Origin of the sequence: Kosakonia sp., assembly GCF_032104925.1 — a bacterium.
Taxonomy (GTDB): Bacteria; Pseudomonadota; Gammaproteobacteria; order Enterobacterales; family Enterobacteriaceae; genus Kosakonia.
In genome coordinates this window covers 326730-346322 of the sequence record NZ_DAMCGF010000002.1, presented here as the reverse complement: position 1 = coordinate 346322, position 19593 = coordinate 326730, and the positions used below count along the sequence as shown (strand labels likewise).

The window sequence follows — 19593 nt, the reverse complement described above, 5'->3', positions numbered from 1 at the left end:
CTATACAGATGATTTTTTATAACCTACTTACAGCCCGGCCAGAACCCAGGCCACCGCCAGCAGATCGGCACTCCCGCCGGGGCTTAACCGACGAGCCATTAACGCCTTATCCATATCGCGCAGCGTGTCGCTATCCCAGCCAGTTACCAGCAACCTCGCCGCATAATCCTGTACGTAGTGCAGCCCTTCAATACCACCGCGAGATACCAGATTGCTGTCGCGGTTCGCGGCCATCAGGCGCAGCAGCGCATTGTGTAACCGCCGCTCCCCCTGTTCCTGATGCCAGAACGGCAACACTGCGCGGCGCACAGTGATAAACCCCTGCTCGGCTTCACCGCGTGCCCCCGTCAGCCCATACTGGCGAAACTGTTTTTCACCCGCCGTGATAGCCAGTGGGCGACAATCCAGCTCACGCGCCACTAATCCACAGCAGATTTTACTGACCTGCTGGCAAAGCGCGTCAGCGCTAACCCTGCGCCCTTGTCCCTGCAAACGCCCGGCGGCGAAACAGAGCAGACCAAGCGAAAAAATGCCGCCCTTATGGGTGTTCACGCCCCCTGTCGCCGTGAACATCGCTTGCTCGCAGGCGATACCCATCGGGCGCAGCAGCCGTAACTGCTCACTGGCCGGTTTCTGCGCATGGGTTTTTCCTGCTTCGGCAAAGACCCTGAACCACGGCGTAATCGCCGCAATACTCTTTAAAAACAGCGCATGATCCATATCCTGGTGCGAGCCGTTATTGGCTCTGTCCACCAGCCCCGGTTTGGGGGTTAAATCCAGCTCAAGACGCAACGCCTGCGCCGCAAGCTCAGGCACATCAGCAATGGCGGATTTAGTCGCGAGCAAACCAGCCATCAATTAATTTCTCCACGCAAGCCACTACATCTTCTAAGGAATGGCGACGCGAACGGGCGCAGCCGTGTGCAGGTTCATCACATACCAGACAGCGGCGAGTATTTAGATCCAGCGAATGTCGCCCCACCTGCCCTGCTTTCGGGCAAAACACATCGAAATCCCACAATCTGCCAAGCGGATGGGTCTGTTCCATCTCCACGCACTGCGCTTTGATTTCCACCGCCGGGTGCTCCACGCACCACAACGCTTCCGCGCCGGTTGGCAGCCACAATACCTGCCTGTCCAGCACGCGCCAGCGGTTTTGCCACAACAACTGGTCGCAGGCCTGGAGTGCCACACCCATGGTATTGCGGTAACGAATACTGTCTTTTACCGCTCCGGGGGTAACCAGCGTCAGCGAAATAACGGGTTGTTGATAATGCGTGAGCCAGTCAGCCTGACGCGCCGCGCGGCTATCTTTCGCCGCCAGCAGCGCTTCGAGGCTGACGCCCGCTCTCACGGGCGTCAGTGTGGTCATAGATTGTCCTCTTTAACCTGACGAACCACATCGATCACGCTGCCGTCACGATAGCGGATCACACCAACAATGCGGTCAGTAAAAGCGATCGGTTTCGGTTCGCCGGTCAGTGAAATCGCACGCTGATAAAGCGCTTCGATGTCGACGATTTTCAGGCCCGCCGCCAGCAAACGCTCGCGAATATCCGGACGCGCCGGGTTAACAGCAATACCATGATCGGTGACCAGCACATCGATGCTTTCCCCTGGCGTCAGCAACGTGGTCACGCGTTTTACAACGGTAGGAATGCGGCTGCGTAGCAAAGGAGCCACGACAATGGTGAGGTTGGCAGCTGCCGCGACATCGCAGTGACCGCCGGATGCGCCACGCATCACGCCATCAGAACCGGTGATGACGTTAACGTTGAAGTCGACATCGATCTCCAGCGCGCTGAGGATCACTACATCCAGTTGATCGCAACTGGCAGCTTTACCGCCCGGGTTGGCATAGACGTTAGTGGAGATCTCGACATGATTAGGGTTACGGCGCAGCGAAGCCGCCGCTTCGCCATCGAAACACTGCGTATCCAGCAGTTTTTCAATAAGCCCTTTCTCATGCAGATCCACCAGGCTACCGGTGATGCCGCCAAGCGCGAAGCGGGCTTTCACCCCGTGGCGCTCCATTTTTTCTTCCATGAAGCGCGTCGCTGCGGTCGCTGCTGCGCCGGAGCCGGTCTGCATGGAGAAACCGTCTTTGAAATACCCCGAATGTTCAATGACATCTGCCGCGTAGCGGGCAATCATCAGCTCGCGCGGATTGCTGGTGACGCGGGCCGCACCGACGCTGATTTTCGCCGGATCACCCACGCTTTCTACCTGCACGATCAGATCAACCTGATCCTGACCAAGGCTCGCAGGCATGTTCGGGAACGGCACCAGCTCTTCGGTCAGTAACACAACTTTTTTGGCGAACTGCGCGTCCACCATCGCGTAACCCAGCGAGCCACAGCAGGATTTCCCCTGAGTGCCGTTGGCGTTACCGAACTCATCGCTGCACGGCACGCCGAGGAAAGCGACATCAATGTTCAGCTCGCCATCCTGCAACAGCTTCACGCGGCCGCCGTGTGAGTGGATCTGAACCGGTTCCGCCATCAGGCCGTGAGAGATTGCATCCGCCAGCTTGCCGCGCATCCCGGAGGTGTAAATGCGTGAGATAACACCATTCTGAATATGCTCGATCAGCGCATCGTTGCAGGTCATCAGCGAGCTGGAAGCCAGCGTCAGGTTTTTAAATCCCAGACGCGCCAGCGTTGCCACGACGTTGTTGATCACACGATCGCCTTCGCGAAATGCATGGTGGAAAGAGATGGTCATGCCGTCTTTCAGACCACTGCGGGCAATCGCGTCTTCCAGCGTCGCGCACAGTTTGCGCGTGTGTTTGGTGTTGATATCCGCCAGCCACGGTGTTGCCGCATGCGCGCTTTCAAAGGGTTTTAAATCACGCAGATGGGGAAAATTAACGTGAAGAAGCTCTGTTTGATTCATTGTTCTGTCCTTAACGACGCACGCCGGACGCAGCTGCACGTTCCAGCACCATCTGCGCGTGATTAATAATCGGGGCGTCAATCATTTTGCCGTTCAGCGAAACCACGCCGAGGCCATTGCGTTCGCCCTCTTCCGCCGCTTCGATAACCACTTTCGCGTGGTCGACTTCCTGCTGGGTTGGCGCATAGGCGTTATGCAGCAGATCGATTTGGCGTGGGTTGATCAGCGATTTGCCGTTGAAACCCATTTTGCGCACCAGATCGACTTCACGCAGGAAACCGGCTTCATCATTTACGTCTGACCACACCACATCGAACGCGTCAATTCCGGCGGCACGCGCGGCGTGCAGTACAGCGCAGCGCGCGTAGAACAGCTCGGTGCCGTCGCCACGTTCGGTTTGCATATCCATCACGTAGTCAAACGCGGCCAGCGCGATACCAATTAAGCGCTGCGAACTACGTGCAATCGCAACGGCGTTAATGACGCCAACCGCCGACTCAATCGCCGCCATTACACGAGTCGATCCCACTTCGCGCCCGCAAGCCAGTTCAATACGCTCCAGGTGACGTTCCAGCTCGTAGATATCTTCCGGGGTATCGGTTTTCGGCAGGCGTACCACATCAACACCGGCGCGCACTACCGCTTCCAGATCAGGCAGACCAAACGGCGTGTTCAGTGGGTTAATACGCACCACGGTTTCCATATCCTGATACATCGGGTGTTGCAGCGCGTGGAACACCAGCAGGCGCGCGGTGTCTTTTTCACGCAGCGCTACTGCGTCTTCCAGGTCGAACATGATCGAATCAGGGCGGTAGATAAAAGCAGTGGAGAGCATGGCGGCGTTGGCGCCTGGCAGGAACAGCATGCTACGACGTAGTTTTTTCACAGCAGTTTCCCCCAGTCGATTTCGGTGCCTTCGGCGGCGCGCAGAATGGCGCTTTGCAGACGGGCTCGGATTACGCAGTCCAGTGCGCCTTTGTCTTCAATGATGATTAAGCCCTGGCGGATCTCCATCGCGCGCAGCGTGGCATCCACCACCTTGCGGATTTGATCGCCGAACTGCTTCATCACCTCGCTATGGATAACAATATCCAGCTCGCCTTCTGCGGGGGCGATTTTCACCATCAGGTCGCTGGACTCCATCGTCCCGGCCAGCGCCTCCCTTACAATTTTCATAGTTATTTTCCTGATTTTTAAGCGACTTCCGCGCTGTAATGAGACTCAAGGTGCGCAAAAGTGGTATCCGGTACAATTTCCCGAATACGGGAAAACTGGTGTGTTTTAAGTAAACGGCGTACTTCCGAAGCAGAGATGGCGGTGCCGGTCGCTTTAATGCGCGGAACTTCCACCACCTCGACTGAACCTGCCAGCAACTGATGCATAGTCTGGTTGTACTGGCGGGTGATATCGCAAAACGGCTCGCTGCCGATAAAGCGGTGGGTAACACCGAGCGCCGGGGCAATATGGTTACGGAAGATGAGCAGGTCGATTTCGCTCCACGCCTGCTGCACTTTGCCGGTCTCTTTGAGGAAATAGGCCGGAAAGGTAGCGCGGGAAATAATGTACTGAGAGCCTTCGTGAACCGTGACATTAGGCAGATGCGCCACGCCCGCCTTCACCATTTTCAGCCGTGCGGAGAAAGGAAAGAACGAGGCATCTTCCCGCACCACAAACAGGTGCAGCCAGTCGCAGGCCTGTGCGGCCTGCTCCACCAGATGCCGATGGCCAAGCGTGAAGGGATTGGCGTTCATCACAATAGAGCCGATGCGCTTTCCGGCAACGCGGCGCGCCTGCAACGTGCGGCAGTAACGCTGAATGCCAGACGGTGTATTTTCCATCAATATCGCATTGTTGCCGCTCTGGGCAACCGGCCAAAAGCCGCTGTGCTGGAAACGCTCACGATTGCAAGGGCGCGTGCACAGGAACAGATGAAAATGTCCACGCGCCAGCGCCAGGTGCTCAACTTCCGCCAGCAGCCGCGCACTGAGGTTTTCCCCACGCAACTGCTCTTCAACCGCTACACACTTGATGACGTTGGCGGCGAGACCTGCACAACCCACCAGCCGGTTTCCCGACCAGGCTTCAACGAAGGTGGTGATATCGCTGTCCATACCTAAACCACTGTCGGCGAGCAACGCGCGGATAGAGGCCAGCCGTTGAGTATTGCCGTTGACTTCCGCAACGCGGAAGTCGATGGAGGGTCGTGCTTGCATCGTATTGCCTTCGTCCTTAGTGCGCTGCCGTCAGCGCATGGGCTGGCGCATCAATAATCACATTGCTGAGGTGACCGATATTTTCGATCTCCACTTCGATGCGATCGCCTGCTTTCATAAACAGCGGCGGATTGCGTTTTTTACCAACACCGCCCGGTGAGCCGGTGATGATGACGTCGCCCGGCGTCAGGCTGGTAAAGGTACTGATGTACTCGATAAGCTCGGCGACCTTGTGGATCATGCTGGCGGTGTTGTCGTCCTGCACCATGCGGCCATTCAACCACGTGCGGATCGTGAGCTGATGCGGATCGGGGATCTCATCAGCCGTGGTCATCCAAGGGCCGAACGCGCCGGTTTGCCGCCAGTTTTTCCCGGCGGTGAACCAGGTGTGTTGCCAGTCACGCGCAGAGCCATCCATATAGCAGCTGTAACCTGCGACATGGCTTAACGCCACGTCACGAGAGATGTTTTCGCCACCTTTACCGATGATCACCGCCAGCTCACCTTCGTAGTCGAATTCGCTGGAGTGGCGCGGTTTCAGCACCGGCGCGTTATGCCCGGTTTGCGAGTCGGCGAAGCGCACAAACAGCGTCGGTGCCGGGTTATGTTGATCGAACTCTTTGCGTTTTTCGGCGTAGTTCATGCCGACGCAGAGAATTTTCCCCGGGTTTTCAATAACCGGCAGGAAGTTGAGATCGTCAAAGCGCAGATCCGTCGCTTCACCGCTCAGCTGTTGTGCCTCACTCAGCGCGTCTGCCGCGAGCAACGATTTCAAATCACCGTAGCGGTCGCCCAGGCGCTGGCCCAGATTGATGACACCATCAGCCTTGACGATGCCGTAGCTACGGATCCCCTGATGGACAAAGCTTGCGAGTTTCATATCAGTTCCTGTAGTGCTTAATCAGACGAGGAAATTGCCAAGAACCAGCAGCGATACCGACACGTTGATCGCACCGCCAATACGGGTGGCAATCTGTGCAAACGGCATCAGGCTCATACGGTTACCGGCAGTCAGGATGGCAACATCCCCTGTACCACCCTGGCCGCTCTGGCAGCAGGAAACGATGGCGACATCAATCGGATGCATGCCAATCTTTTTACCTACGAAGAAACCAGTGGCAACCAGTGCGGAAACGGTACTCACGATCACCAGCAGGTTATCGAGAGTGAAAGCGTGAACCAGCTCTTCCCACGGCGTAATGGCAACGCCCACGGCGAAGAGGATTGGGTAAGTCACAGAGGTCTGGAAGAATTTGTACACCACCTGAGAACCTTCCAGCAGGCGCGGAGAAACACCGTGCGCCAGCTTAACCAGCACGGCGGCAAACAGCATGCCGACCGGTGCAGGCAGGCCAATCAGTTTGTGGCCGAGCATGCCGATCATGTACAGCAATACTGCCAGCAGTGCGCCCGCCGCGATGGTAGTAACATCAGTTTTACCGGAAAACGCAGGGGCAGCCGCCGCTTGTTCATCACCGTTGCTGCGGTTAGGCATCAGTTGGCCTTCGCCGGTCAGATGCGGGAAGCGTTTACCCAACTGGTTCAGGCAGCCGGAAATAATGATTGCGGTCAGACCGCCCAGCATCACCATCGGCAGTACGCGGCCCAGCGCGACGCCCTGATCCATGTGCAGCAGCGTGGCGTAACCAATGGAGAGCGGAATCGCACCTTCACCTACACCACCCGCCATGATTGGCAGAATGATAAAGAAGAAGATCTGGAACGGTTCCATACCCAGCGCCAGGCCTACGCCCATCCCCACCAGCATGCCAACCACTTCGCCGCAAACCATCGGGAAGAAGATACGCAGGAAACCCTGAATCAGGGTGGTGCGGTTCATGCTCATGATACTGCCGACAATGATGCAGCAGATGTAGAGATAGAGGATGTTGGTTGATTTGTAGAATTTCGTTGTGGACTCGACCACCACGTCCGGCAGCAAACCGTAATAAACCATTGCTGAAGGAATAAAGGTGGCACAAATCGCTGCTGCGCCCAGTTTGCCGACGATCGGCAGACGTTTACCGAACTCACCGCAGGCAAAGCCGAAGAACGCCAGCGTCGCCACCATCACGACGATATCGCTCGGCAACTTGCCGCCAAGACAATCGATAGCAATTAACGCACCGGCTAGCAGGAATAATGGCAGTGGAATAATCCCAACTTTCCACGTATCCATAATGTGCCACCACTTATCCTTCAGTGATGTTTTTTGAATCGCCAGCGATTCAGAGGTAACAGAGAATGAATCGTCAGTTGTGCTCATAATTAAGCCCCTTGGTTATTTTGTGCCTGTAGAGTAAAGGGCTAAATGCGTACTTTATGTGAGGAATAGCATATTAAAACCGGAGTTTTAATGGCTCCTATGGTTTTTATGGTTTCTTTTATTTTGTGTGATTTACGCCTTAATTATTGGCGTGGTTTTTATGGTTTTTTTAAATAGAAACACAAGTTAATAACATTTCCAAAAAAGAATATTTAACAGACCATTTTTCCGCTTCAGCGCTGGCTGTGCAAGGGATCACAAGTTTCCAGTAAACTGCGTACGCCTGCGCAAAAAGATGCTACATTGGCGCTTTGCTGGCTGCTGTGCGAACCGTCATGAAAGTCTCTTTCCAAATCAAACTTTTTATTTCGCTGGTGCTTTTTTTCTCCGGTTTGTTCGTTCTGCTTGGCGTTTATTATTATAAGGATGTCGGCCGTCAGCTATATCAGGAAATGAGTGCCCGGGCAAAAATACAGGCTGAGGAAATAGCGATTATTCCGAATTTACGCCAATCGGTTGCCAATAAAGATATTCGAGCCATCGCGCAATTTATGCATAAAGTGGTGGCGCATAGCGACGCAAGCTTTATTGTTATTGGCGATGACAAAGGCCTGCATTTATTTCATTCAGTCCATTCTGATGTGGTCGGAAAAACATTAGTGGGTGACGATAATACCGAGGTGTTGCACGGGAAAAGCATCACCACTATCCGTAAAGGCGGGCTGGGTATTTCGTTACGTAGTAAAGCGCCGATTTTTGATGATGCCGGGCGCGTTATCGGGATTGTGTCAGTGGGGTATCTGACCAGTTATCTCGATACCATCACGCTCGGTAAAGTGATCAACATTTTTATTGCCGCTGTATTGCTGCTGGCAGCGCTGTTTATTTTTTCCTGGTTCTTTACCCGCAGCATTAAAAAACAGATCTTCTCCCTTGAGCCGCGGGAGATTGGCCTGCTGGTGCGCCAACAAAAAGCGATGATGGAATCAATCTACGAAGGGGTGATTGCGATTGACAGCGAACTGCACATTGAAGTGATCAATCAGGCCGCACGCAAACTTCTGGGGTTAAGCCAGCCGACGCGCGAGCTCCGCGGGCAAACTATCGATGAAGTCATTGCCCCGGTGCCGTTTTTTGACCGTTCGATGATGCTGGAAAACGATACGCATGATGAGATTTGCCGTTTTAATCAGTTAACGGTGATTGCCAGCCGGGTACGCATCATGCTGGAGAATAAATTGCAGGGTTGGGTGATCACCTTTCGCGATCGCAACGAGATAGACACGCTGAGCGCGCAACTCAGCCAGGTGAAGCGCTACGTTGATAACCTGCGCATTATGCGCCACGAGCAACTCAACCGCATGAACACGCTCTCTGGCCTGCTGCATATGGAGCGCTACGATGAAGCCGTGCGCTACATTCAGGCGCAGTCAGAGCACGCGCAGGAGTTGCTGGATTTTATCTCTTCGCGCTTTAGCTCACCCACGCTGTGCGGTTTGCTGCTGGGGAAAGCGGCGCGCGCCCGTGAAAAAGGTGTCGAACTGGCCTTTGATCCGCTGTGTCAGATGGACAGAGCCTGCCGGTTGTTGGGTGAAGCGGAGCTTATCTCCATTATCGGTAATCTGTTGGATAATGCGATTGAAGCAACCCAGCGCGCCACGCTGCCTCACGAACCGGTTGAAGTGCTGATTTTGCTGAACGAACGGGAGTTGATTATTGAAGTGGCGGATCGCGGTATCGGCATTGATCCGGCGATTCGCGATCATATTTTTGAACGCGGGATGACCACCAAGCGCAGTGGCGATCATGGCATTGGTCTGTACCTGATCGCCAGCTATGTCACGCAGGTGGGCGGATCGATTGAAGTCTCCGCTAACACGCCTCGCGGCACAATTTTCTCTTTGTTTATTCCTGAAACGGGTAACGTACCGCGTCCCGTGCCGACCCTGGAAGATCAGAATTATGCAACATGAACTGATAGACGTGCTGATAGTAGAAGATGAAAACACGCTTGCGCAGCTTAATGCGGAACTGGTCAGCAAACACCCGCGCCTGCGCCTGGTTGGTATTGCCTCGTCGCTTGCCGAAGCGCGCGAGTTATTGAGCAACATGCAGCCGCAGTTAGTGTTACTGGATAACTATTTGCCGGATGGCAAAGGCATTACCCTTATTAACGATCCGCAGATTATTCGCGCGAACTGCTCGGTGATTTTTATTACCGCCGCCAGCGATATGGACACCTGTAGCCAGGCGATCCGCAATGGCGCGTTCGACTATATCCTCAAACCCGTGTCGTGGAAGCGGCTGAGCCAGTCGCTGGAGCGCTTTGTGCAATTCGCCGAGCAGCAACGCGTGTGGAAAATTGTCGACCAGCAGAACGTGGACTCACTTTACCAGTTACAGGCAAAAAATTTCCGCCAGGATAACGGCAGTAAAGGCATTGAAGAGAGTACGCTGGCGCTGATTCAGAAACTGTTTGCCGACGAGATCGCGCGCTGTTTTTCCGTCGATGAAGTGGTGAGCGAAACGGGGTTGAGCAAAACCACCACCCGGCGCTATCTGGAACACTGCGTGGAAGCCGGGTTTCTGGCGGTGGAGATGCAGTACGGGAAAATTGGCCACCCGAGGCGCATGTACCGCCGGGTGGCTGCGTGAGATGGCCCCTCACCGTGCGGTTGAGGGGCTAAAGTCTACTTCAGTACATAGCCGTACAGGCGTTTGATGCCGTCTGTGTCGGTCTCGGAATAAACGCCCTGTAGCTCCGGTGAAAAGCCCGGCAGCAGATTGACGCCCTCTTCCAGCGCGAGGAAATAGCGCTGCACCGCCCCGCCCCACACTTCTCCCGGCACCACGCAGAGCACGCCCGGCGGATAGGGCAGCGCACCTTCGGCGGCGATGCGCCCTTCCGCCATACTGATGCGCACCAGCTCAACATTGCCGCGAATAAACTCACTGTTTGCATCCTGCGGGTTCATCACGACCGCTGGCAGGCTGGCTTTGCGGAACATTGCTTTTTGCAGATCTTTTACGTCAAAACTCACATACAGATCGTGCATCTCCTGGCACAGCTCACGCAGCGTATAGTCGCGATAACGCACCGGATATTTATTAAAGATGGTTGGCAGCACATCGGCCAGCGGCGTGTCATCTTCAATATGTTGTTCGAACTGGGCGAGCATCGCTACCAGCTGCGCCATCTTCTCGGCGCTTTCGGCTGGCGTCAGCAGGAACAGGATCGAGTTGAGATCGCACTTCTCCGGCACAATGCCATTTTCACGCAGGTAATGCGCCAGAATGGTGGCCGGAATACCAAACTCGGTATATTCGCCCGTTTCCACATCGATGCCTGGCGTGGTCAACAGCAGCTTGCAGGGATCAACAAAATATTGCTCGTGCGCATAACCTTCAAAACCGTGCCATTTATCACCCGGCTCAAAGCTGAAGAAGCGCCGCTCGCGGGCGATCACTTCCGTCGGGTGATCCTGCCACGGCCGTCCGGCGATCTCCGGCGGTACAAAGGGTTTGATCATTTTACAGTTCGCGATGATCGCTTTGCGCGCTTCAATACCCAGCGCCACACATTCTGCCCACAGCCGGCGTCCGCTCTCGCCCTGATGGATCTTGGCGTTCACGTCCAGCGCGGCAAACAGCGGATAAAAGGGGCTGGTTGATGCATGTAGCATAAAGGCATTGTTCAGCCGCTTATGCGGGCAAAAACGTGCCTGTCCGCGCAGATGGTTATCTTTTTTGTGGATCTGCGAGGTTTGTGAGAACCCGGCCTGCTGCTTATGCACCGACTGGGTGACAAAAATGCCCGGATCATTCTCGTTCAGCTCCAGCAGCAGCGGCGAGCAGTCGGCCATCATCGGGATAAATTGCTCATACCCTACCCACGCCGAATCAAACAAAATGTAGTCGCACAGACTGCCGATCTTGTCGATCACCTGCCGTGCGTTGTAGATCGTGCCGTCGTAAGTCCCAAGTTGGATCACCGCCAGACGGAACGGGCGCGGCTGGTCTGCCTTTTCCGGCGCGACTTCGCGGATCAGCTCGCGCAGATAACCCTCATCAAAGCAGTGATCGTCAATGCCACCAATAAAACCAAACGGGTTACGCGCCGCTTCCAGATAGACCGGCGTTGCACCGGCCTGGATCAACGCACCATGATGGTTGGATTTATGGTTATTACGATCGAACAGCACCAGATCGCCCCGCGTTAGCAGCGCATTGGTCACCACTTTGTTGGCGGCAGAAGTGCCGTTCAATACAAAATAGGTTTTGTCGGCATTGAACACCTTCGCGGCAAACTTCTGCGCGTGTTTGGCCGAACCTTCGTGGATCAGTAAATCGCCAAGCTTGACGTCGGCGTTGCACATGTCGGCGCGAAAAACGTTCGCGCCGAAGAATTCGTAAAACTGGCGACCCGCCGGGTGCTTTTTAAAGAACTCGCCGTGCTGATGACCGGGGCAGGCAAACGTGCTGTTGTCCATTTCGACATACTGGCGCAGCGTATCGAAAAATGGCGGCAACAGATTGTCTTCATAGTCACAGGCGGCGGTTTCCAGCTCCAGCCAGTCCTGATCTTTACCGCCGATCACCGCTGTCACGCCCTGCGGAGCACTCTCCGGCTCTTGAGTGAACAAAAAAACCGGCAGGTTAAACCCCGTCCGTTTGAGTAACGCAAGAATGCCGCTGCGACTCTCCGCTAATGTCATGACGACTGCCGCCACATCCGTAAAATCGGTACTGTCCAGCGTCACCACTTCGCGGTGGGTGGAAAGCGCAGATATCAGCTCGCGGCTGACGGCAATTTTCATTGATTTCATAAGCACGAATACCCGTTTCAGGGGAGTAAAAGACCCCGGACAAAGCAGTTGCTTCGCCCAACGAACGTGTCTGACTGGAACCAGCTCCGACCGCCAGACATCAGTAAAAGCAGACAGCTTCTGATCTTACTGTTGTCCTACAGTGAGCGTGCGTTAACCTCACCGCATGGTGAGTGAAGTATGGGGGAAAATGATACGGGTGCGCGAAGGCATGCAGGTGCAAAATGCGTGACAAACAGCAGTCATGTGCGTCATCTGGCGGCTCCCGTAAGGCGGAATAAAATTCGCGCAATCATGTCACCTTTCCTAAAGAGGCGCAACCAGGCCGGGCGTGGTCGCGCATAAAAATGCTATTCTACGCGGCATATTATTCAGTTATGTGAAACACAGGAGTGACTCGTGCTTATCGGTCCTTTTATTAACGCCGCTGCGGTATTAATTGGCGGCACCCTTGGCGCGTTGCTCAGCCACCGCCTGCCCGAGCGTATCCGTTCCTCCATGCCTTCTATTTTCGGCCTTGCATCGCTGGGTATCGGTATTTTGCTGGTGATCAAATGCGTGAATTTGCCGGTGATGGTGCTCGCCACGCTTGTCGGTACGCTGATTGGCGAGCTTTGTTACGTCGAGCGCGGTATCAGCGGTGGTGTTAACGCGCTACGTAACCTGCTGCAAAAACGCAAAGATGGTGATGCCAACAGTGCTCACGAGTCGTTTATTCAGAGCCTGGTGGCAATCATTATTCTGTTCTGTGCCAGCGGCACCGGGATTTTTGGCGCCATGCGTGAAGGGATGACCGGCGATCCAAGTATTCTTATCGCCAAAGCTTTTCTCGATTTCTTTACCGCCGTGATTTTCGCTACTTCACTCGGTTTTGCTGTCGCGATAATTTCCGTGCCGATGCTGATTATCCAGCTTACCCTCGCCACCTGCGCAACGCTGATCCTGCCGCTGACCACGCCCGCAATGATGGGCGATTTCACCGCCGTAGGCGGCATTCTGCTGCTGGCGACCGGGTTGCGCATCTGCGGCATTAAGATGTTTGCCGTGGCGAATATGCTGCCCGCGCTGGTGATCGCGATGCCGATTTCTGCCCTGTGGACAGCATTTTTTGCCTGAGCGAACGTGCATTATGCACAAAGTGGTGATAGATTGTGCAGTCCGCAACGAATTGAAGAAATTTCGTTGACGGAGCGCGGCGAATCAGGTTTAATGCGCCCCGTTGCCCGGATAGCTCAGTCGGTAGAGCAGGGGATTGAAAATCCCCGTGTCCTTGGTTCGATTCCGAGTCCGGGCACCACTAATTTAAAGAACCCGCCCAAAAGGCGGGTTTTTGCTTTTGGGGATACGGGCTCTCCATCGAACTGCGTTCGATTATTCGCCGCGAACCTCACGCTCCATTCAGAACTGATAATGCAAAGTGCGTTGAATAAAGGACGCGCCCCTGCCCTTTAAGAATGATCGTTAAAAGTTGTCGAATAACACCGAAATCTGTGCCAGGATTTTGTCGCGAAAAAACACGCTCGCAGGGCGTTCAGTCACGCTCCTGCGAACAGTATGAAACTGAAGGAAAGGTTAAATCATGCATACATTAGGGTTTATCATCGGGGCAGCACTGGTTGCCTTTATTTATATGGCGCTGAAAAAAAAGCGTAATACGAAAGCGGATAACGCAACGAAAAAGCAGGATTAACCAGAAGGTTCCCGTAACACCGCATAGCCATAATCAGTAGCAATTGCTGTGTTACGGTGCGCAAATAGGTTTATAAAAAATCACTGCGAATATAAATAGCCCCACCTGAATTCCCTGCATTTTTTGAACTCCTGGTCAAACTGCCACAGCCCAAAAATCAGTGCAGCAGCCCATCAGATCCAACTCATTATCAACCCAGGGTAAAAGGTCGCTCTTGTTACACCGCACTTAAACGTTGCCAAATATGGCGCAACCTTCTGCATGGAGAGCCGGCCATCAGACTCCTCACCAAAAGTCGTTTTCTTAATCGTTCAGGGGGCTGGGATTTACCGCTTGTTCGCGCAGCAACTTCGTTACAGGTGCGCTGTTTTTCATCTGCCCCAGTGTATAAATCTGTGCCCGGAGATGCTGTTCCAGTTGCCGGATAAGTTGCTGACGCAGAGGAGAAGCGACGGGCAATAAATTAATCTGACGAAGCTGTTCCTCCGTCGGTTCAGTCTGCTGAAAGCTGGTCATCATGCCAAAGACGGATGACTTCAACTCACTGACCGTCATGTATTTACCCTTGTGCCCATCCAGCCCACTCAGCCGGTTACTCAGTTGCTGTAACTTCGTCATCCCCTGATGCCAGCCACTCAGATTTTCTGTCGGTATGCTGGCTGCGTTCAACTGCCGAAACCACCGCTGTGCCAGTGGTTTCGCCTGTTCAGGCCAGAGCGACTGCGCCTGCTCGACCAGTTGACGGCTGTAGTCAATATTCCAGTCCGGTGGCAACTGACCTAAGCGCACGAGCTGCTGCTGCGTAGCTGTGAACATGGTTTGCGGTATGGGAGCGTGCTGACGCAGCGTATCAAGTTGCGCGGGCGTGATTATTGCAGGAAAAGGTGTCAGCGATGCAGCAAGCTGAGTCTGTAACGGGTCAACTTGATGCAAGGCATGCCAGCCCCACACCGTCGCCGCACTTATTATCAGCATGGTGCACATCCCGGCAGCAAAAGGTTTCCACTTTTTTACCTGTACCGGTATCGCCGTCAGTACATCCACGTTCGGCTGATGTTCGGGATGGGCAACATAAACCCAATTTACCGTGTTGGCCGGTTCGCGCTTTTCGGTAACAGGAATACCCGGCAGAGCATCACTTAATATTCCGGCGCTATTCATTACTGGTGCAGGCAGCACGATACCAGCCTGAATAGTTGCACCAGAGTCGGATGCGCCGTCACTATTTTCCAGCCGAACAGCACTGTTATGTATCATCGATCGCAACGTATCGAGCTGGCTCAGATGTTTTAACTCCAGGCGCTGTAGCACCGCGCCGAGACTCGTTAGCAGTTGTTCCGCCCGGTATAGCTGGCTGAGATCGCTGTAGTTCAGCGGTAGCGTACGCATCCGTTGCTGCAGGCGTTGACTCAGGTTACTGAGGATTTCCATGCGGGCGTGTACAGGCTGCGGCCAGAGCACTCCCCACTGATGGCTTATCAGGGCCTCCAGTATCGCCAGCCCTTCATTCAGACCGAATAATCCGGCCAGTTGAGTCCGGGCAAGCGTATACCAGGCGGCCGTTTGCAATTCCACGCCATTTTGCTCAAACAATGAGAGACAGAGTTTTTCTACATATCGCCAGTTCACGTCCGGGCGCGCCGGATGGGTCAGTTTGCTCAACTCATCGCGCAGGATGGCATAATCCGCAAGAGTACGCGGGTCGCAACCGGTTTTGATTTTACGGGGGGAAATGTCATTCATGACCAGGTATCCATCTGATGGGTCTACAACGGTGGAAGATTATTGTTTATACAGCTTCATTTTCTGCATATTCGAAAGATTGCGGATACTGCTGTGCTGCCAGATCAGCACTATAAAACCCAGGATGTAGTAACACCTTTATAAACGGTGTCTGCCAGTTTAATTAACGAAGTAATATGCGTCTGCGGACTGGAGGCGATGAGTCTCTTTTATAAAAGAAATTGAACGATGAGTATTATCTCAGGCGCACCATTAATATATTAATTACGCTAACAATGTCTTACCCTTGCATATTATTGCGACTTTATTGAATAAAATATAATGATGCAGTGTCGGCACATAGATTCTGAGTAAAAATATCCACAACCCTAAATCCTTATAATTTATCTGTCTCATCAAGATACTGCTGTTGTTTAAGATGACGAAGCAAAACACGCCCCTCAGGCATAAACACTGTGCCATAGCGTACCAGGCCAATACCATTAAGTTCAGCATCAATGGCGTAGCGCAGTTCACCGGGGATTTCCTGATCGAGAAGCACAACGGTTATTTTTTTCAGGCGCGGCTCGTATTTGAGTAGCACGTCAGAAAATACCTGCAACAACTGGTGAGCGGTACCCGGCATGCCCTGCAGAATTTTTGTCATATCCGGTAATCCATAATCCGGCAGATGCTTCAGCGTCCCGGCACGACAATTGAGGATACGTTGCATATTATCGAGCACAGACAAAATTGCCTGGTTTTGTTCATTGACCTGATGGAGATCAAGCCCGCCGGTGAAATTACCATAAAGCGTTTCATATAATGAAGGTGAACTATTTTCCATGTTTATTATTAATTACCTATGATATTTAATAAATTAAAGTTTATCTTCAGAAAATTTTTTCATTCGGATAGTGAATTCCTTCCCCCCTCGTTAAACTATTAGAAAATAGTCTCCAGTATACATCTAACCCAAACGCCATATCGCCTTGCAAACTACCATAACAACCCCAATTCCTATCTGGAAATACATTTTCTGGTGCTGGTAGATCTAAGCCTTTTTCACAAAGGCAGGCGATAAAGTTATTATCATTGGTGATCAATATTACAATGACCTGTGCAAATTATTTAAATTTATAGAAAATGATGGTTTTACCATAATCGGCAAAGATATTTGTCTCTTCCGTTAAATTTCCGCAAAAATAATCCAATCACTTGCTCAATGGCTGATAGTTCTTATGGCTTTATCATAAATCAAGTCGAATAAGCATATACATTGTCTTTCTCCAGAGATAAAAATTAATGGATATAACGATGCATTTTTGAAATGGCGTTAAATTCTGCAACAGGAATTCATTCCGCAACACAATATTTTTTCCAAAAAAAAAAAATCAATAAATTACTTTTAATTAATGTAACCCGCCGCACTGGCTGTACAAAAGTGCCCTGCAGCTCTCAATATTCTCCTGCCACTGGCCCATGTAAACATCGCTTCCAGGCCAGTCTCACTTCCGGGTTGATTTACAGTTGTAGCCGCTTGATGGCGAGAAAGCCTGACAATGGCCAGGCGTGGCGCTGGCGTCGGGCAAAAAAGACTCCACTTCGGGACGTTCCATCGAACGAATAACAAGAAAATCCTGCGAAATCGCTGCACCTCTTTCCACTGTTTGAATATCGTGAACAAACCAGGCATACATTTCAGGCGGCGCTGTATCTTCAGGAAAAGGTTGTGGCTGGTTCAGAAAAGCAGCATGCGCATAATCGAGGAATCGTCTCGCTCTCCTCAATGCTGGTCCATAGACATCAGGTGCGATCAGGAGGCGTTTATCATCAAGATTGCCTTCCATGCTGTTTCTCATTTTTACTGCGGCATCATGGATATCTTCCAGCCATCCCCAGTTTTTATGCAACACATCAAGTTCATTCTGATAGCGACCAGCCGTAACTCTGGACTGCGGTGAAATACCGAGTAACCCGGCGGATGCACCAGCTAAAGCCAAAGAATCCCCGCGCTGTTTTTCATACTTAATACATTCACTACGGTATTGATAATATTGTCGTCCCAGCCACTCGATATAACTATCCAGATGATGGTTTTGCGCATCGACATCGACGGATTTAAAAGGGATAGCTTGCTGATAAATTTGGGTCCATTCTGCAACTGATTTATTTTTGACCTGATCATGCAAGATGAAATAGCTAGCAACGGTTTCGGACTGGGCACGTAAAGTTTGAAAATCAGGAAAAGGAACCCCGGCCATGGTTGCTGCACGATACATCCGGTGTAATGCAACTCGGCAGAGTTCCGCGCTCGGTTTTTGTTCATTCGGTTTCAGGCCACCACCTACATCCTCTGAACTGCCGGGTAGCAACTCTTCCTGATGTTTATCATTACTCCCCCCCAGGCAATAAAGGCTACGCCAGGGGCGATTTTCATGAGCAGCGACCAGATGCAGTGCGTTTTTAACCGTAACGGGTAATGCAGACTCCTGATCAATAGATTTATCACCCAGTAAAACACTGATACCTTTTACAGGCCCACCAAATGCTGATACAAACCAGCCGACACCATTATTATTACTGGCAGGTGTATGCCGGGCACAGTCAAACAAACCAGCAAAAACAATATCTACGGGAATGTTTTGATAGAAGTATTTCTCACCCTGTTTCTGAAAAATATCAGCTAACAACATATCGATAAATTTGCGTGCGAGAGTTGCACCGAGATCGTAGCCATAAAAAGACATGGAAATTAATTTAATGGGTACCGGACTATTAACTTTAGCTTGCTCAAAAAAACGCTCAAAGCGAGCCTTTGCAGAATTTATCCGGGTATCGACTCCCGTAACTAACATATCGGCAATAACAGGATCGTCACGCAACCAAGGGGTTGCCTCGATACTGACTTTCTTTGCTGCATTTTTAGCAGTATCACTCGTCAGTTTTTTCCACTCAGCGGGATTAATTAGTTTTTTCCCTGAATCTTTTAGGATCTCCCACCAATTGCCCCCCTTAATTAACTCTTTGCCAATATCTTTCGCCATGTCTTTGGGTTGATCCTTGAGATCATCCAGCACAGAGCTTTGAGCAACATCCATAATCGTGTGAATCTTCTCAGCCAACTCCTCATTAAATGGCGTTCCAAGACCTGATAAATAAAATTTATTATGAGTATTTAGCGTGGTATCTTGCTTCTTTTCAGGAAATGCTCTAAATAAGCGCGCCACATTGCTAAGGCGTTGCTCTGATGCATCCTGATCAATATTGCGGTGAATCCCATCAAAAAAGAAACCAACATGCCAGGTACGTGAACAATTTCCCAGCCCGGCATCCTCTGCCTGTTGCGCCCGGTTCGCAGCTGCAATAATGCTTTCGATATCCATCAGTTGTGCTCCTGCTTTACAGCTTTTCCGGGAATATCGGGACGTTTTTCATAAGGCGACCAGGCATTATCACTCCAGCCCAGCAGAACTTTATCTCCGGGTAAAAAGTGAACATGCAAATCGTTCTCCCCCCACTTTCGTTCCGGTAATGGCATCACGACACGACGCTTTTCCAGGCGCATCCCTTTGAGATACTGTTCATGGGTGATGTCCAGCGTCCAGATAACTTCGGCCGTCTTCCCGCTGATACTGCCGCAGCAAGTAGCACCACCACCACCATGGGCAAAGGCATTTGCCCCTCCCACACCATTAACACTAAATCCCAGAATTGGCCGGTCAATTTCACTGTGAATAATTAGCGTGACCGGCCCGACTGGCGGCCCCCAGACTGACGCCCAGACAATACAGGCACCATAAATAATAAAAGGCGCAATCAGCGCTGCCCAAATCCATTTTCCCCAACGGGCATAGCCGCGATTTACAGCGTTATCAACTTTGCTGAACAGTTTAAATAATCCCATTCTTTATATTCCATTTTTATCAAACACCCTGAGCTTGCTGTTTTATATATCTGTGTGGGTATCAGGACTATTAA

At 52.2% G+C, this 19593-nt stretch carries 16 protein-coding genes and 1 tRNA gene; 4 read left to right on the top strand and 13 right to left on the bottom strand.

What is annotated here, in order from left to right; translation table 11 throughout:
• Window positions 1-27: 27 nt before the first annotated feature.
• From citG to RT644_RS04660, 8 genes are read right to left on the bottom strand one after another with little or no spacing between them, the layout of a single operon-like run.
• On the bottom strand, window positions 28-855 hold the full coding sequence (gene citG / locus RT644_RS04695) for a triphosphoribosyl-dephospho-CoA synthase CitG (protein WP_313626005.1): 828 nt from the start codon (window positions 853-855) through the stop codon (window positions 28-30).
• Complete coding sequence (gene citX / locus RT644_RS04690; protein WP_313626003.1) at window positions 833-1372, bottom strand: citrate lyase holo-[acyl-carrier protein] synthase; 540 nt, start codon at window positions 1370-1372, stop codon at window positions 833-835. The genes citG and citX overlap by 23 nt, the downstream gene beginning before the upstream one ends.
• Window positions 1369-2895 (bottom strand): citrate lyase subunit alpha, encoded by a 1527-nt coding sequence (gene citF, locus RT644_RS04685; RefSeq protein WP_045512859.1) that lies wholly within the window; start codon window positions 2893-2895, stop codon window positions 1369-1371. Before citF ends, citX begins: the two co-directional genes overlap by 4 nt.
• A gap of 10 nt (window positions 2896-2905) precedes the next feature.
• Entirely contained in the window at window positions 2906-3781 is an 876-nt protein-coding gene (gene citE / locus RT644_RS04680) for a citrate (pro-3S)-lyase subunit beta (protein WP_017457559.1), read from the bottom strand.
• Window positions 3778-4071 carry a citrate lyase acyl carrier protein gene (gene citD, locus RT644_RS04675; protein WP_045512861.1) on the bottom strand — a complete coding sequence of 98 codons (294 nt, stop codon included), beginning with the start codon at window positions 4069-4071 and terminating at the stop codon, window positions 3778-3780. Before citD ends, citE begins: the two co-directional genes overlap by 4 nt.
• A 17-nt stretch (window positions 4072-4088) precedes the next feature.
• Entirely contained in the window at window positions 4089-5108 is a 1020-nt protein-coding gene (gene citC / locus RT644_RS04670; protein ID WP_020455184.1) for a [citrate (pro-3S)-lyase] ligase, read from the bottom strand.
• Between the two features lie 16 nt (window positions 5109-5124).
• Entirely contained in the window at window positions 5125-5988 is an 864-nt protein-coding gene (locus tag RT644_RS04665) for a fumarylacetoacetate hydrolase family protein (RefSeq protein WP_045512864.1), read from the bottom strand.
• A 21-nt stretch (window positions 5989-6009) separates the two neighbouring features.
• Window positions 6010-7374, bottom strand: coding sequence for a 2-hydroxycarboxylate transporter family protein (locus tag RT644_RS04660; RefSeq protein ID WP_020455186.1), 1365 nt, complete (start codon window positions 7372-7374; stop codon window positions 6010-6012).
• A gap of 335 nt (window positions 7375-7709) precedes the next feature.
• On the opposite strand from RT644_RS04660, the gene RT644_RS04655 reads away from it, so the two are divergent.
• Together RT644_RS04655 and RT644_RS04650 are read left to right on the top strand one after the other, a co-directional pair.
• Window positions 7710-9347, top strand: coding sequence for a sensor histidine kinase (locus RT644_RS04655; RefSeq protein WP_020455187.1), 1638 nt, complete (start codon window positions 7710-7712; stop codon window positions 9345-9347).
• Window positions 9337-10029 (top strand): response regulator, encoded by a 693-nt coding sequence (locus RT644_RS04650; protein WP_020455188.1) that lies wholly within the window; start codon window positions 9337-9339, stop codon window positions 10027-10029. Before RT644_RS04655 ends, RT644_RS04650 begins: the two co-directional genes overlap by 11 nt.
• A 35-nt stretch (window positions 10030-10064) precedes the next feature.
• Here RT644_RS04650 and RT644_RS04645 read toward each other — a convergent pair whose 3' ends face one another.
• Window positions 10065-12200 (bottom strand): ornithine decarboxylase, encoded by a 2136-nt coding sequence (locus RT644_RS04645; protein WP_313625997.1) that lies wholly within the window; start codon window positions 12198-12200, stop codon window positions 10065-10067.
• 399 nt (window positions 12201-12599) lie between these two features.
• Between RT644_RS04645 and RT644_RS04640 the strand changes: the two genes are divergently transcribed.
• Window positions 12600-13316: a DUF554 domain-containing protein gene (locus tag RT644_RS04640; protein ID WP_313625995.1), complete on the top strand. Its 717-nt coding sequence runs from the start codon at window positions 12600-12602 to the stop codon at window positions 13314-13316.
• Between the two features lie 105 nt (window positions 13317-13421).
• Window positions 13422-13497 (top strand) — tRNA-Phe (locus tag RT644_RS04635).
• Between the two features lie 696 nt (window positions 13498-14193).
• Here the strand turns inward: RT644_RS04635 and RT644_RS04630 are convergent.
• From RT644_RS04630 to RT644_RS04615, 4 genes are all read right to left on the bottom strand, one after another.
• Window positions 14194-15633: a VasL domain-containing protein gene (locus tag RT644_RS04630; RefSeq protein ID WP_313625993.1), complete on the bottom strand. Its 1440-nt coding sequence runs from the start codon at window positions 15631-15633 to the stop codon at window positions 14194-14196.
• A 376-nt stretch (window positions 15634-16009) separates the two neighbouring features.
• Window positions 16010-16459, bottom strand: a complete 450-nt coding sequence (gene tssE, locus RT644_RS04625; RefSeq protein ID WP_313625991.1) for a type VI secretion system baseplate subunit TssE — start codon at window positions 16457-16459, stop codon at window positions 16010-16012.
• A gap of 661 nt (window positions 16460-17120) precedes the next feature.
• Complete coding sequence (locus tag RT644_RS04620; RefSeq protein ID WP_313625989.1) at window positions 17121-18998, bottom strand: DUF2235 domain-containing protein; 1878 nt, start codon at window positions 18996-18998, stop codon at window positions 17121-17123.
• Window positions 18998-19519, bottom strand: coding sequence for a DUF3304 domain-containing protein (locus RT644_RS04615; protein WP_020455197.1), 522 nt, complete (start codon window positions 19517-19519; stop codon window positions 18998-19000). The genes RT644_RS04620 and RT644_RS04615 overlap by 1 nt, the downstream gene beginning before the upstream one ends.
• Window positions 19520-19593: the final 74 nt, after the last annotated feature.

What these genes read in the sequence shown, in the direction of transcription:
- citG (WP_313626005.1), bottom strand. Translation starts at nt 855, where the DNA reads ATGGCTGGTTTGCTCGCGACTAAATCCGCCATTGCTGATGTGCCTGAG.
- citX (WP_313626003.1), bottom strand. Translation starts at nt 1,372, where the DNA reads ATGACCACACTGACGCCCGTGAGAGCGGGCGTCAGCCTCGAAGCGCTG.
- citF (WP_045512859.1), bottom strand. Translation starts at nt 2,895, where the DNA reads ATGAATCAAACAGAGCTTCTTCACGTTAATTTTCCCCATCTGCGTGAT.
- citD (WP_045512861.1), bottom strand. Translation starts at nt 4,071, where the DNA reads ATGAAAATTGTAAGGGAGGCGCTGGCCGGGACGATGGAGTCCAGCGAC.
- citC (WP_020455184.1), bottom strand. Translation starts at nt 5,108, where the DNA reads ATGCAAGCACGACCCTCCATCGACTTCCGCGTTGCGGAAGTCAACGGC.
- RT644_RS04665 (WP_045512864.1), bottom strand. Translation starts at nt 5,988, where the DNA reads ATGAAACTCGCAAGCTTTGTCCATCAGGGGATCCGTAGCTACGGCATC.
- RT644_RS04660 (WP_020455186.1), bottom strand. Translation starts at nt 7,374, where the DNA reads ATGAGCACAACTGACGATTCATTCTCTGTTACCTCTGAATCGCTGGCG.
- RT644_RS04655 (WP_020455187.1), top strand. Translation starts at nt 7,710, where the DNA reads ATGAAAGTCTCTTTCCAAATCAAACTTTTTATTTCGCTGGTGCTTTTT.
- RT644_RS04650 (WP_020455188.1), top strand. Translation starts at nt 9,337, where the DNA reads ATGCAACATGAACTGATAGACGTGCTGATAGTAGAAGATGAAAACACG.
- RT644_RS04645 (WP_313625997.1), bottom strand. Translation starts at nt 12,200, where the DNA reads ATGAAATCAATGAAAATTGCCGTCAGCCGCGAGCTGATATCTGCGCTT.
- RT644_RS04630 (WP_313625993.1), bottom strand. Translation starts at nt 15,633, where the DNA reads ATGAATGACATTTCCCCCCGTAAAATCAAAACCGGTTGCGACCCGCGT.
- tssE (WP_313625991.1), bottom strand. Translation starts at nt 16,459, where the DNA reads ATGGAAAATAGTTCACCTTCATTATATGAAACGCTTTATGGTAATTTC.
- RT644_RS04620 (WP_313625989.1), bottom strand. Translation starts at nt 18,998, where the DNA reads ATGGATATCGAAAGCATTATTGCAGCTGCGAACCGGGCGCAACAGGCA.
- RT644_RS04615 (WP_020455197.1), bottom strand. Translation starts at nt 19,519, where the DNA reads ATGGGATTATTTAAACTGTTCAGCAAAGTTGATAACGCTGTAAATCGC.